At 65.3% G+C, this 12,883-nt stretch carries 16 protein-coding genes; 12 read left to right on the top strand and 4 right to left on the bottom strand.

The window, feature by feature from the left end; genetic code table 11:
• Window positions 1-4: 4 nt before the first annotated feature.
• A complete protein-coding gene (locus AAG591_RS05720; RefSeq protein WP_342530055.1) occupies window positions 5-1,039 on the bottom strand; it encodes a quinone-dependent dihydroorotate dehydrogenase in 1,035 nt (344 codons plus the stop codon).
• Between the two features lie 159 nt (window positions 1,040-1,198).
• Here AAG591_RS05720 and AAG591_RS05715 point away from each other — a divergent pair, with 159 nt between their 5' ends.
• The 11 genes from AAG591_RS05715 to AAG591_RS05665 are packed head-to-tail and all read left to right on the top strand — an operon-like array spanning window position 1,199 to window position 8,771.
• Window positions 1,199-1,621: an SUF system Fe-S cluster assembly regulator gene (locus AAG591_RS05715; protein ID WP_342530054.1), complete on the top strand. Its 423-nt coding sequence runs from the start codon at window positions 1,199-1,201 to the stop codon at window positions 1,619-1,621.
• Window positions 1,618-3,111 carry a Fe-S cluster assembly protein SufB gene (gene sufB / locus AAG591_RS05710; protein ID WP_342530053.1) on the top strand — a complete coding sequence of 498 codons (1,494 nt, stop codon included), beginning with the start codon at window positions 1,618-1,620 and terminating at the stop codon, window positions 3,109-3,111. The genes AAG591_RS05715 and sufB overlap by 4 nt, the downstream gene beginning before the upstream one ends.
• A complete protein-coding gene (locus AAG591_RS05705; RefSeq protein ID WP_342530052.1) occupies window positions 3,111-3,614 on the top strand; it encodes a hypothetical protein in 504 nt (167 codons plus the stop codon). The genes sufB and AAG591_RS05705 overlap by 1 nt, the downstream gene beginning before the upstream one ends.
• Window positions 3,607-4,200 (top strand): DUF559 domain-containing protein, encoded by a 594-nt coding sequence (locus AAG591_RS05700; RefSeq protein WP_342530051.1) that lies wholly within the window; start codon window positions 3,607-3,609, stop codon window positions 4,198-4,200. Before AAG591_RS05705 ends, AAG591_RS05700 begins: the two co-directional genes overlap by 8 nt.
• Window positions 4,193-4,729 carry a hypothetical protein gene (locus AAG591_RS05695; RefSeq protein WP_342530050.1) on the top strand — a complete coding sequence of 179 codons (537 nt, stop codon included), beginning with the start codon at window positions 4,193-4,195 and terminating at the stop codon, window positions 4,727-4,729. The genes AAG591_RS05700 and AAG591_RS05695 overlap by 8 nt, the downstream gene beginning before the upstream one ends.
• Window positions 4,726-5,073 carry a hypothetical protein gene (locus tag AAG591_RS05690; protein ID WP_342530049.1) on the top strand — a complete coding sequence of 116 codons (348 nt, stop codon included), beginning with the start codon at window positions 4,726-4,728 and terminating at the stop codon, window positions 5,071-5,073. The genes AAG591_RS05695 and AAG591_RS05690 overlap by 4 nt, the downstream gene beginning before the upstream one ends.
• Before the next feature lie 2 nt (window positions 5,074-5,075).
• Window positions 5,076-5,840 carry a Fe-S cluster assembly ATPase SufC gene (gene sufC / locus AAG591_RS05685; RefSeq protein ID WP_342530048.1) on the top strand — a complete coding sequence of 255 codons (765 nt, stop codon included), beginning with the start codon at window positions 5,076-5,078 and terminating at the stop codon, window positions 5,838-5,840.
• Window positions 5,837-6,595: a SufD family Fe-S cluster assembly protein gene (locus AAG591_RS05680; protein ID WP_342530046.1), complete on the top strand. Its 759-nt coding sequence runs from the start codon at window positions 5,837-5,839 to the stop codon at window positions 6,593-6,595. The genes sufC and AAG591_RS05680 overlap by 4 nt, the downstream gene beginning before the upstream one ends.
• A gap of 44 nt (window positions 6,596-6,639) precedes the next feature.
• Complete coding sequence (locus AAG591_RS05675; RefSeq protein ID WP_425341640.1) at window positions 6,640-7,857, top strand: aminotransferase class V-fold PLP-dependent enzyme; 1,218 nt, start codon at window positions 6,640-6,642, stop codon at window positions 7,855-7,857.
• An 11-nt stretch (window positions 7,858-7,868) separates the two neighbouring features.
• The gene (locus AAG591_RS05670; RefSeq protein ID WP_342530045.1) at window positions 7,869-8,372 is read left to right on the top strand and encodes an SUF system Fe-S cluster assembly protein; all 504 of its coding nucleotides are present in this window, start codon (window positions 7,869-7,871) and stop codon (window positions 8,370-8,372) included.
• 45 nt (window positions 8,373-8,417) lie between these two features.
• Window positions 8,418-8,771, top strand: coding sequence for a HesB/IscA family protein (locus AAG591_RS05665; protein WP_342530044.1), 354 nt, complete (start codon window positions 8,418-8,420; stop codon window positions 8,769-8,771).
• A 126-nt stretch (window positions 8,772-8,897) separates the two neighbouring features.
• Here the strand turns inward: AAG591_RS05665 and AAG591_RS05660 are convergent, their stop codons facing one another.
• Both AAG591_RS05660 and AAG591_RS05655 read right to left on the bottom strand, forming a co-directional pair.
• Entirely contained in the window at window positions 8,898-9,359 is a 462-nt protein-coding gene (locus AAG591_RS05660; RefSeq protein ID WP_342530042.1) for a hypothetical protein, read from the bottom strand.
• The gene (locus AAG591_RS05655; RefSeq protein ID WP_342530041.1) at window positions 9,352-10,059 is read right to left on the bottom strand and encodes an EI24 domain-containing protein; all 708 of its coding nucleotides are present in this window, start codon (window positions 10,057-10,059) and stop codon (window positions 9,352-9,354) included. Before AAG591_RS05655 ends, AAG591_RS05660 begins: the two co-directional genes overlap by 8 nt.
• Window positions 10,060-10,194: 135 nt before the next feature.
• On the opposite strand from AAG591_RS05655, the gene AAG591_RS05650 reads away from it, so the two are divergent.
• On the top strand, window positions 10,195-11,202 hold the full coding sequence (locus AAG591_RS05650; RefSeq protein ID WP_342530040.1) for an adenosine kinase: 1,008 nt from the start codon (window positions 10,195-10,197) through the stop codon (window positions 11,200-11,202).
• Between the two features lie 399 nt (window positions 11,203-11,601).
• On the opposite strand, the gene purD is transcribed toward AAG591_RS05650, so the two are convergent.
• Complete coding sequence (gene purD / locus AAG591_RS05645) at window positions 11,602-12,882, bottom strand: phosphoribosylamine--glycine ligase (RefSeq protein ID WP_342530039.1); 1,281 nt, start codon at window positions 12,880-12,882, stop codon at window positions 11,602-11,604.
• Window position 12,883: the final 1 nt, after the last annotated feature.

Raw genomic sequence — 12,883 nt, 5'->3', positions numbered from 1 at the left:
ATCCTCAGGCTTGCGATCCGATGGCGTCCTCAATCGACGCAAAGCCTTCGCGCCGCAACCTTTCCCTCAGCCCCTTGGCGATCCGGCGGCACAGCATCGGCCCGCGGTAAACCATCGCCGAATAGAGCTGGACCAGGCTCGCGCCCGCGACGATCCGCTCCCACGCGGCGTCTGCGCTATCGATCCCGCCCGCCGCGATCAGCGGAATCTGCCCCCCGGTCGCCTTGCGGAAATCCTTGAGCCTTTGCAGCGCAATGGGCGCGAGCGGGGCACCCGACAGCCCGCCCGTTTCGTCCGCATGTTTCGACCGCAGCGGTGGCCGGGCAAGCGTGGTGTTGGAGACGATCAGCGCCGCCAGCCCGCTGCCCACCGCGACCTTCGCGATCGCGTCGATCTCCCTGGGCTCGAGATCGGGTGCGAGTTTCAAAAACACCGGCGGCCCCTCGGCACCGCGCGCCTCGAACACGCCGGCCAGCAGATCGGCCAGCGCGTCGCCTGCCTGAAGGTTGCGCAGGCCCGGCGTGTTGGGACTGGAGATATTGACCGTCAGATAGCTGGCGAGCGGTGCCATCAGCTCGGTCAGCAGCGCATAATCGGCCATGCGATCGTCGCTATCCTTATTGGCACCGATATTGATGCCGACGACGCCCGGCTTGTCTGCACGCTTGCGCAAGCGTGCGTGCGCTTCCTCGGCCCCGCCATTGTTGAACCCCATGCGGTTGATCACCGCGCGATCCTCGACCAGCCGGAACAGGCGCGGCTTGGGATTGCCCGCCTGCGGCAGCGGCGTGATCGTGCCGACCTCGACGAAGCCGAAACCGAGCCCCAGCAGCGCATCGGGCACCTCGGCATCCTTGTCGTACCCCGGGGCGACACCCACGGGGGAGGGGAAGGTCAGTCCGCCCAGCGTAACGGCCAACGCCGGGTCGTGGCGGAGAGGCTTGCTCGAAGGGAAGGATTTGAGACCTGCGAGAGACAGGCGATGCGCGCGCTCGGGGTCGAGCTGGAAAAGCAGCGGCTTTACGAGCGGGAACAGCATGGGTGATGCCCTATTGCGCACCGGCAGCGCTGTCGAGCGCGCTTTGGGCCGATCCCCAGTGCGTCGGAGCAAACGCGGCGCGGAAACCGGCAAACGCTAACGACTCGCAACTGGCGGGTTTTGGTTGAAATCAGACTGCATTAGTCCGAATTAGCCCGTATGCGCCTCAGCAACCTCGCCGATTATGCCATTGTGATCATGGCTGCGACCGCACGCAAGTGTGGCGGCGGGCGGGTGTCGGCGGCCGATCTGGCGCAGGAAACCGGCATTCCGGTGCCGACCGCGCAGAAGATCGTCAGCAAGCTGAGCGCCGCCGGGCTGCTCCGTTCGACGCGCGGCGCGGGCGGCGGGTTGCAGCTCGCACGACCTGCCGCGGCGATCAGCATGGCCGATATCGTCGAGGCGATCGAAGGGCCCATCGCGCTCGTCACCTGCATCGATACCGGCGATTGCGCGGTCGATCACGAATGCACCGTCAAGCCGCACTGGCCGGTGGTCAACGCCGCGGTGCGCGGCGCATTGGCCGACGTGTCGCTGGCGAAGATTGCAGGCTCCGCACCTGCGCAGAAAGAATTGGCATGAACGAAACCATCGACCTCAAGAACCCCGAGCAGGATCGGGAAGCCCGCGAAGCCGCCGCCAGGGCCGCCGACTACGAGTTCGGCTGGCATTCGGAAATCGACACCGAATACGCGCCCAAGGGCCTATCCGAAGACACGGTCAGGTTCATTTCGGCGAAGAAGAAAGAGCCCGAGTGGATGCTCGAATGGCGGCTCAAGGCGTACCGCAAATGGCTCACCATGACCGAGCCCGACTGGGCGAAGCTCGGCTATCCCGAGATCGATTACCAGGACGCCTACTACTACGCCGCGCCCAAGAAGAAGGAAGAGCTGGAGTCGCTCGACGAGCTCGATCCGGACATCAAGTCGGTCTACGACAAGCTCGGCATTCCGCTGGCGGAGCAGGAAGTGCTCGCCGGGGTGAAGGGCGCGCGCAAGGTCGCGGTGGATGCGGTGTTCGACTCGGTTTCGGTTGCTACCACCTTCCGCGAGGAGCTCGAAAAGGCGGGCGTCATCTTCCGCTCGATCTCCGAAGCGATCCGCGAATATCCCGATCTGGTTAAGAAGTGGCTGGGCAAGGTGGTGCCGCAGCACGACAACTACTTCGCCTGCCTCAACAGTGCGGTCTTTTCCGACGGCACCTTCGTCTACATCCCGGAGGGCACCCGCTGCCCGATGGAGCTGAGCACCTATTTCCGCATCAATGCGGAGAATACCGGCCAGTTCGAACGCACGCTGATCGTGGCCGAAAAGGGCAGCTATGTCAGCTATCTCGAAGGCTGCACCGCGCCGATGCGTGACGAGAACCAGCTGCACGCCGCCGTGGTCGAGCTGGTCGCGATGGACGATGCCGAGATCAAGTATTCGACCGTGCAGAACTGGTACCCCGGCAATGCCGATGGCGTGGGCGGGATCTACAATTTCGTGACCAAACGCGGGCTGTGCCAGGGCGCGCGGTCCAAGATCAGCTGGACGCAGGTCGAAACCGGCAGCGCGGTGACGTGGAAATACCCCAGCTGCGTGCTGAATGGTGAGGATAGCGTGGGCGAGTTCTACTCGGTCGCGGTCACCAACAACCACCAGCAGGCCGATACCGGGACCAAGATGATCCACAACGGCAAGCGCAGCCGCTCGACGATCATCTCCAAGGGGATCAGCGCCGGCCAGAGCAACAACACCTATCGCGGGCTGGTTCGCGTGGCCGCCAATGCCGACGGCGTGCGCAACCGCACCGAGTGCGATTCGCTGCTGCTGGGCGACAAGTGCGGCGCGCACACCGTGCCCTATATCGAGGTGAAGAACCCCACCGCGCAGATCGAGCACGAGGCGACCACCAGCAAGATTTCCGACGACCAGCTGTTCTACGCGCAGCAGCGCGGGCTGGACGAGGAGGCGGCGATCGCACTGATCGTCAACGGTTTCGCCAAGGAAGTGCTGAAGGAACTGCCGATGGAATTCGCGGTCGAGGCGCAGAAGCTGCTGGCGATTTCTCTGGAAGGGAGCGTGGGGTGATGATCAGATTGAAGTGCGCCATGCTTTCGGCAGCGGTTCTGCTGTGCGGGGTCCCGGCGAACGCAGAAGAGCCTGCGGACGGTGTTGAAGTGGAGAACCTGTGGGAGTTCTTCGGCGCTATCAGCTATGCCGGATGCATGGTGCGTGAAATCGGCTCGGTAAGCGACGATGTCGAGGCGAATACCCGAGCGGTCAAGAATGCTCGATCCGCATGTGCTAAATCTCCCGCCAAAACGTTTGCGAAGGCTACGATGAATGGTGGGGCCTTCCCTCCTGTCTTTGCGATGCAGGCGGAAGCGATGATCCCCGAAACGGACACGTATGTGATCCGAACTCTTGCGCAGATCGAGCCCTCGCCAACGCCGCTCGACAAGAGGCTGCAGGTGATGCTCCGCAAACCTGATGGATCATTGCTTACGGTTGCCGAGGACGGCGAACCATTAGATATCGATGGCGGTGACTTCGTCGTACTTCACCCGATTTCGAGCGCTACGTATGACTGACCGCAAAACTCTCAACCTCCGGCCCGCCTCCGAGGACTCCAACGCCCCCGCGATCAAGAAGAAGGGTCGCGGGTGGGAGATTTCGGAGAAGCGGCTCGATGCGCTGCATGATCGTGCGCGCGAGATGCGTCGCCATGCTTCTCCCGCGCACAAGGCGCTGGCGGAGAAGTTCTCGAAGGCCGATTTCGGGCGCTACTCCTTCACCCGCTTCGCGGTGGTCGGCAGCGCGATCGTCGATTTCAACTCGCACAATATGGGCCTCGCGATCCTGATCGACGAGGAGGGTGTCGAGCCCGCCATCGCCACCCGGCGCGACAAGAGCCTGGAAGCGGTCGGCATCCGCGTGGTCCACGTGGCCGCCGCGGATATCCTGAACGATATCGACGCGGTGCTGGCGAGGCTGACGCAGGAAATGCGCGCCGCGATAGCCAACCGCAAGGAAGCGCGACGCCGCCACGAAGAGGCCAATCCGCGCCAGACCAAGCCGCGCTACGACCGCGACGGCAATGGGCCGCCGCGTGGCCGATCCCCCCGAGACCAGAAACCCCGCGATTTCAGACCAGGCAGGGACCGTCGCGATGGATAAGCTCGAAGTACTCGCTCTCGCGGAAACGCCTGCCGCCACTCGCGAGCTGGCTGCGATGCAGGCGCTCGCCCGCAAGCTGGTGCAGACGGACACGGCAAATCCGCGTCTGCGTTCGCTCGCGCGCTCCCTCCAGCGCGATCTCGAAGCGGCGCTGGAAGGCAAGGCGGCAGCATGGAGCGAGGCGCGCACGAGGTTCGAAGCGCGCAAGCTAGCGCGGCTGGTGCCTGCCGATGCAGCAATCGAGGACACGTCCTCACCCGCAAGCGACAGTGCCTTTGCTGGCGAACTTGCCGACGCGGAAGACAACGGCAAGCGCGCCTTGATCGTGCGGCTAGCCATCGCCGCGGTTGCCTTCGCGCTTTGGGGGCTGTGGATCGGCTCGCTCGGCAGCACCGGGCAGGTCGCGTGGGATGGCGGAACGGGCCCTGCGCAAACGCTGAACCTCGTGATGCTATACGCCCCGGCCGTGATTGCCCTGCTGTTCACGCTGATCGCGATCACCCCATCGGATCGGGTCGCGCAGTCGTGAGGTCGACACTCGCCCTCTTCCTGGCGCTTGGTGCCAGCATGGCGCTCGGTCCTTCGCTCTCGGCGCAGGACGCGCTGAGCCCTCGGCAGGCGGAGACGCGGCTACGCGGTTGTCTGCAATCGGGCTCCGCGGGCGCACCGCGCACCGGTCTGCGCGCGGCGGTGGTCGCCACGCGTGCCTTGTGTGCGCCGCAGATCAAGCGGGTACAGGCCGATCGCGTAGCCGTCGCCACGCAGGGCCTGACCGACGACGACGCCGAACAGGCGAAGCAGCGCGCCATTCGACAGCTTAATGACGAGATCGCTCTCGCGATCGCCAATTTCACCGGATTGAAGACACTTTAGACATGCTCCAGATCGACAACCTCCACGCCGAGATAGACGGCACCAAAATCCTCAACGGCCTCACGCTCAGCGTCAATGCGGGCGAGGTCCACGCCATCATGGGCCCCAATGGCGCGGGCAAGTCGACGCTTGCCTACGTGCTTGGCGGACGACCCGGCTACGAAGTGACCGAGGGTTCGGTATTCTTCCGGGGTGAAGACCTGCTCGCGATGGACCCGCACGAACGCGCGGCTGCCGGGCTGTTCCTCGGCTTCCAGTACCCGGTCGAAATTCCCGGCGTCTCCAACATCCAGTTCCTGCGCGAAGCGCTGAACGCGCAGCGCCGGGCGCGCGGCGACGAGCCGATGACCGGCGGCGACTTCCTCAAGCTGGCGAAGGAAAAGGCCGGCCTGCTCAAGCTCGACATGGAGATGCTCAAGCGCAACGTGAACGTCGGCTTTTCCGGCGGCGAGAAGAAGCGCGCCGAGATGGTCCAGATGGGCATCCTCGACCCGTGCTTTGCCGTGCTCGACGAAACCGACAGCGGGCTCGACATCGATGCGCTGCGCGTCGTGGGCGACGGGATCAACGCGATCATGCGCGCCAAAGAAGGAGAAGGGGGCGACAAGGGCGTGCTGCTGATCACGCACTACCAGCGCCTGCTCGACGTGGTGCAGCCGACGCACGTCTCGATCCTCTCGAAGGGCCGCATCGTCAAGACCGGCGGGCCGGAACTTGCCGCCGATCTGGAGCGCGAAGGCTACGACGCCGTCATGGAGACCGCATGACCGAGAGCATTCTCCTCCCCACCCGCAAGGACGAAGCCTGGCGCTATTCGGATATCGACGCGCTGCAGGATTGCGCGCCCGATACGTTCGAGGCGTGGGAAGATATCCGCGTCGCCGAAGGTGAAAGCTGGTCAGACCTGATCGTGCTCGACGGCGGTGGCAATCTGGAGATGCGCCGCCTGCGGATTGCTCTGGAGAAGGGCGCGCGCGCAGAACTCGCCGCGCTGGTGGCCGGTGGCCAGCTCGGGCGGCTGGAAGTCGTCGTCACGCTGGCGGAAGGTGCGCATTTCGAGCTTGGCGGCATCACGCTGGGCGGGGCTGACACTACGCGCGAGATTGTTACCCGGCTGGCGCACGATCATCCGGGCGCGACCAGCAACCAGACCGTGCGCAGCGTCCACTGGGGCACAGGCACGGGCAATTTCCTCGGCCGGATCGACGTTGCGCGCGATGCGCAGAAGACCGACGCGGCGCAGAGCTTCAAGGGCCTGCTGCTGGAACGGGGTGCGAGCGTGAACAGCGTGCCGCAGCTCGAGATTTTTGCCGACGATGTGCAGTGCGCCCACGGCGCGAGTGTGGGCCAGCTGGACGAAACCGCGCGGTTCTACATGGCCGCCCGCGGCCTGCCGCCCGAAACGATCCGCCGCCTGCTGGTGCAGGCCTTCATCGGCGATGCGACCCGCGAACTGGCCGACGAGGCCACGCGCGAGACGCTGCTCGAAAAGGCGCTCGACAAGCTGGAAGAGCGGGCGTGAGCGCGCAGACGAACACAAAGCCCTCTCTCCTTCAGGGGGGAGGGTTGGTTGGGGGGCCTTCCGCTAACCAGCCCCGCCCCCCTGAAGGGGAGCGGGAGATTGCGGCACAGTTCCCCGGCCTGCTGACGTCTGATGGCGAGCGCTGGCACTACCTCGACAGCGGAGCGACCGCGCAGAAGCCGCGCGTGGTGATTGATGCGATGGCCCGTGCGCTGGGCGAGGATTACGCCACCGTCCATCGTGGGGTCTATTCCCGCTCCGCCCAGATGACGCTGGGCTACGAGGCGGCGCGCCGTCGGGTTGCCGCCTTCATTGGCGGGGCCGAGGACGAACTGGTGTTCACCCGCGGCGCGACCGAGGCGATCAATCTGGTCGCTTACAGCTACCCGAAGAAGGGTCGCGTGCTGCTCAGCCAGCTGGAGCATCATTCGAACATCGTGCCGTGGCAGCTTGCGGGCTGGCAGGTCGATGTCTGTCCGCTGACCGAGGATGGCCGGATCGATCTCGACGCCGCAGAGAAGATGCTCACGCCCGAGCACGAGATGGTCGCCTTCGCGCATGTCTCGAACGTGCTCGGCTCGGTGCTCGACGCGAAGCGCGCGGCTCAGCTGGCGCATTCGATGGGTGCGAAGCTGCTGCTCGACGGGTGCCAGGCGGCACCACGCCTGGCCGTGGACGTAGAAGAGATCGGCTGCGATTTCTACGCGATGAGCGCGCACAAGATGTACGGGCCGACCGGGATCGGCGCGTTGTGGGGCCGCAAGGAGCTGCTCGATGCGATGCCGCCGTGGCAGGGTGGCGGGTCGATGATCGACAAGGTCACGTTCGAGCACACGACGTATGCCCCGCCGCCGCAGCGCTTCGAGGCGGGAACGCCTGCGATAGCCGAGGCACTGGCCTTTGCGGAAAGCTGCGACTTCATCGACCAGATCGGGCTCGAAAAGATCGAGGCGCACGAACGCGCTCTCGTTCGCCAGCTGCGTGACGAGCTTTCTCGCATCCAGGGCGTGCGCGTGTTCGGGCCGGAAGATAGCCTCGGCATCGTCTCGTTCGAGCTGCCGGGGGTTCACCCGCACGATCTGGGCACCATATTGGATGAAGAGAACGTGGCGATCCGCGCCGGGCACCATTGCTGCCAGCCGCTGATGGAGCATCTGGGCGTACCCGGCACCGCGCGCGCCAGCTTCGGGGTCTACTCCGACGAGACCGACATCGCCGCGCTGATGCGCGGGATCGACCGCACGCTTAAGATTTTCGCCTGAGAGTAATGACGATGAGCGACGAAGAAAAAGATTACATCGCGGCTCCTTCGCCGACCGAGCAGATGGTCGCGAGCAAACCGCCCCGCGCGCGGGTGGAGGATGCGGTCGATCCCGACGAGGAAACTGCGGGCGAGAAGCTGGCGCGCAAGCGCGACTATCTCGACGGGTTCCTCAAGAAAAAACCCGAAAGCGCGGGCGAAACCGGTGCGGGCGGTGCGCTGCAGGAGGCAGTGATCGCCGCGCTCAAGGAAATCTACGACCCCGAAATCCCGGTCAATATCTACGATCTGGGCCTGATCTACGGCGTCGAGGTGACCGAGGACAAGGATGTCTCGATCACCATGACGCTGACCACGCCGCATTGCCCGGTTGCTGAATCCATGCCCGCCGAGGTCGAAATCCGCGCGGGATCGGTGCCCGGCGTGCGCGATGCCGAGGTCAATCTGGTGTGGGACCCGCCGTGGGGCCCGGACAAGATGACCGACGAAGCGCGACTCGAACTGGGAATGCTATAAACTTTCGTCCGAAGTGGTACTTTGGACGACTTGGGATTGATCGATATGTCGACGGAAACTCGCGAACGTCCAGCAGCGGTTAGCCTTACCCCGGCTGCCGAACAGCGCGTCGCCGATCTGATGGCGAAGGCCCCCGACGACGCGATCGGGGTGAAGCTTTCGACGCCGCGCCGCGGTTGCTCGGGCCTCGCCTATTCGGTCGACTACGTGTCCGACGAACAGGCCTTCGACGAGAAGATCGAGACGCCCGGCGGCACGTTCTACATCGACGGGGCGAGCGTGCTCTATCTCGTCGGCAGCGTGATGGACTGGGTGGAGGACGATTTTTCTGCCGGGTTCGTTTTCGAAAACCCCAATGCGAAGGGTGCCTGCGGCTGCGGCGAGTCCTTCATGGTCTGAATTCCGCCTGGGCGGGCTGCAAATCGCGCCGCCCTGCGCTTCCGGTGCTCACGGACTTGCATGTCCGCTGCGCGCCGGTTCTCGTGCGACGCAATTTTCGCCGCGCCCAGACGAAATTCCCGCGCCCTACCGCCTCAGCGCATTGGCGCAGGCGACGCGGTCCACATCCAGTGCATCGCTCGCGCGGCGGGCGTCGACATAAGTCGCGGTCGGCTCTGCGCCCGGTGCCAGCGGATAGAGGAAGACGTCGAGCACGCAGGCCTCGCCCACGAATTGCAGCTTGCGCGCATCGCCTTCCACCACGTCGAGACGGGCGGGGCCGAATGTCTGCTCCAGCTGGCTGGCGCGCGCGCCGATCACGTATTCCAGGCCCTTGTCGTTCATCACCCGCGGCGCGATGAAGTTGCCCGGGGTCACGGGCTGCGGGTTCGTAGGCGGCACCGTGCCAGGTCGCTGCGACGACGGAGACTGCGGAGGCACGGGGCGGCCCGCGGTCGGCCGCTGGGTCTGCGTGGGCGCAGGGGTGGCGCAGGCCGCAACCGACGCGGCCAGAGCCAGCGCGATTGCCATTTTCGATCCGTTACGCATCGCGCAATCTTCCTTGCACCAGATGGGTGGCGGCTGCCGCCCCGATGATCGGGGCGATGAAATTGAGGCCGGGAACGGTCAGCATCCCGGCAATGATCAGCCCCAGGGCAAAGCGCGTGCCGCGCCCGATCGGCGGATCTTCCGACCGATCGCGCCGGTGTCGCTGCCACGCCATGTCGCGCAGTTCGCGCCCCAGCAGCCAGGCATTGACCAGCGCGAACAGCACCACGGTGCCGAAGCCGGTGACCAGCAGGATCAGCGCCAGCGGCAGGATCAGGATATTGACGAAGACGACCCGCAGAGCGCCCTTGAGGCTCAGCCACATGCTTTCCGCAAAGCCGATCCGCCGCGCACTTTCGAGCGCCTCGGGATAGTACTTCGCCTCGACCACTTCGACCACGTCATCGGCGAAGAACTGCACCGCGGCGAGCGCGGTGACGCGGAACAGCAGCCATCCGCCCAGCACGACGCCCAGCAGCGTGCCGATTGTCGCAACCAGCTCTGCCGTCTGCGGCGGCAGCCCGTCGAGCACCGAGCCCAGCCCCCGGTCCACCAGCCACATCAGCCCGAAATAGAGCACTGCCCCCAGCGCCACGAACAGCAGCAGCGTGACCAGCAGCGACTTGATCAGCAGCCACAGGATACGCGGGTCCGCCAGTTGTGCGAAAGCGCGGGCGAGGGAGGCGGGGAGCGAAAGCATGAAGGCCCTGCTTTTCCGTTGGCCTGCCCCCCAAGTCAATCGCCTGCACACCATAACCGGCCTTGGCCGCGGCTCGCTTCGTCGCTAGGCCGCGCACCAATCGAGATTTTCCAAAGCAAAGGATTGTGAGCCCACATGGCCGACCCCCAGTACGACGTGATCGCCATCGGCAATGCCATCGTCGACGTTCTCGCCCCCGTCACGCACCAGTTCCTGAAGGACGAGGATCTGCCGGCGGGTTCGATGCGGCTGATCGATGCCGAACGCTCGGTCGATCTCTACGCCAAGATGGGGCCGACCAAGGAAATCTCCGGCGGCGCGGCCGCCAACACGCTGACCGGCGCGACCATGCTGGGGCTCAAGACCGCCTTTATCGGGCAGGTGGCGGACGACCAGCTGGGCGAAATCTATCGCCACGACCTGACCTCGGTCGGCGTCGATTTCGACACTCCCGCACGCCCTTATGGCGAAAGCGACGACCAGCCGCCGACCGGGCGCTGCCTCATCCTGGTCGATCCCGATGGCGAGCGGACGATGAACACCTCGCTCGGCGCATCGCAGTTTCTCCCCGCCGCCGCGATCGACGACGATCTGATCCGCAGCACCAGGGTGCTGTTCCTCGAAGGCTACCTCTGGGACCCGGCGGAACCGCGCGAAGCGATGAAGCGCGCGATCCAGGTTGCGCGCGATGCGGGCGTGAAGATCGCCTTCGCGACCTGCGCCGATTTCTGCGTCCACATGCACGGCGCCGATTTCCGCGCGCTGATCAATGATGGCCTCATCGACATCCTGTTCGTGAACGAGGAGGAGGCAGGCATCCTCGAAGGCTCCGACCCCGACACCGCGTTCGAAAGCCTCGCCAATGATGTGCCGTTGGTGGTGATGACGCGCGGCGGCGACGGTGCGCTGGCTGCACGCGGCGACGAACGCGCAAAGGTTTCGCCCGAGCCGGTCGACAAGGTGCAGGACCTGACCGGCGCAGGCGACCTCTTCGCCGCCGGCTTCCTCTCTGGCTATTGCCGCGACGCGTCGCTGGAAGAGTCGCTGATCCGCGGCGCGGTGGCCGCTGGCGAAGTCATCTCGCACTGGGGCGCACGGCCCGAGGCGGATTTGCAGGCACTGGTGGCGAAGCGGTTGGGGTAGGGGGTGATCGGGTATCGCTGCCCGATCCACCAGTCATTCATCCAGTCCGCATAGCCAAGCAACTCGCCTTCGCGCCGTTCCTCAGTCGCGCCCCAAACTGGCGAGCGCATAATAAGCTCGATCATCGCCTCCATGCGCCATTCTTCTCCGGGAAGCGCATAGAGGATGCGTTGCAACCGTAAGTCGGGCCGACCCGGGAATTGGTCGAAGGAGTCACGTCGCAGGATTTGTCCTGCGGCAACATGCCTGTCGAACATTCGCAGGTATCGCAGCATGGAGAGCGGGTAGCCGCCCTCAGCGTCTGCGAAGCTGGCCAGCGGCTTTTCGCCGCGAAGCATCAGCCCCAGTTCTCGATTGGTATGGATGAGATAGGGGGGTCTTTCGGTGAACTCCGTCACGCTATTCGGCGGTCTCCCGCTCGACTTCGCGCCAGCCGATATCGCGGCGGCAGAAGCCGTCGGGGAAGGTGATCGCGTCGACGGCCTTGTAGGCGGCTGCTTGTGCCTTCGTTGCGTTGCTCCCGCGAGCGGTCACGCTGAGCACGCGTCCTCCGCTGGAGATCAGCCCGCCGTCCTCATCGCGCGAGGTCCCCGCGTGGAAGACCTTTGCGCCGTCATCCTCCGCACCGCCCAGCTCGATCGCGCCGCCCTTCTTGGGCGTATCGGGATAGCCCTCGGCCGCCATCACCACGGTCAGCGCGGTGTCGTCCGAGAAGCGGACGGGATCGGCCTTCGACAGGTCGCCGGTAGCGCACGCGTGCAGCAGTGCGGCGAGGTCGCCTTCGAAGCGCATCATCAGCACCTGGCATTCGGGATCGCCGAAGCGGATATTGTACTCGACCAGCTTGGGCCCCTCGTCGGTCAGCATCAGCCCGGCGTAGAGCACGCCGCGATAGGGCATCTTGTCCTCGCTCAGCGTGCGCACCGTGGGCACCACGATTTCGCGCATCGCCCGGTCGATCAGCGCATCCGTCAGCACCGGGGCGGGACTGTAGGAGCCCATGCCGCCCGTGTTCGGGCCGGTATCGCCCTCGCCCACGCGCTTGTGATCCTGCGCGGTGCCGAAGGGCAGGATGATCTCGCCGTCGGTCAGCGCGAAGAAGCTCGCCTCCTCGCCGGTCATGAACTCCTCGATCACGACTTCCGAGCCTGCCGAGCCGAACCTGCCGTCGAACATTTCGGAGAGAGCGTGCTGCGCTTCCTCGCGCGTCTCGGCGATCACCACGCCCTTGCCCGCCGCAAGGCCATCGGCCTTGAGTACGAAAGGCGCGTTGAAGTTCTTGAGCGCGCCCCATCCGGCCTCGAGCGAAGTGACCCGCTCGTACCGCGCGGTGGGGATGCCCGCGCGCGCACACAGGTCCTTGGTGAAGCCCTTGCTGCCTTCGAGCTGTGCCGCACCCTTGCCCGGGCCGAACACCGCAAATCCTTCGGCGCGCAGGTCGTCCGCCAGCCCGGCGACCAGCGGCGCTTCGGGGCCGACGACGACCAAGTCGACGGCGTTCTCGTGGCAAAACGCAATCACGGCCTTGTGGTCGGACGGATCGAGCGCGACAATGTCCGCACATTCGGCGATGCCCGGATTGCCAGGCGCCGCGAAAAGCTGAGAGCAGGAGGGGGAACCGGCGAGTTTCCACGCCAGCGCATGTTCGCGGCCACCCGACCCGAGCAGAAGGATATTCATT

The organism is Citromicrobium bathyomarinum, from assembly GCF_038594485.1.
GTDB classification, from domain to species: domain Bacteria; phylum Pseudomonadota; class Alphaproteobacteria; order Sphingomonadales; family Sphingomonadaceae; genus Alteriqipengyuania; species Alteriqipengyuania bathyomarina_A.
The sequence above is the reverse complement of the archived record's forward strand: the minus strand, read 5'-3'. Positions and strand labels throughout refer to the sequence as shown.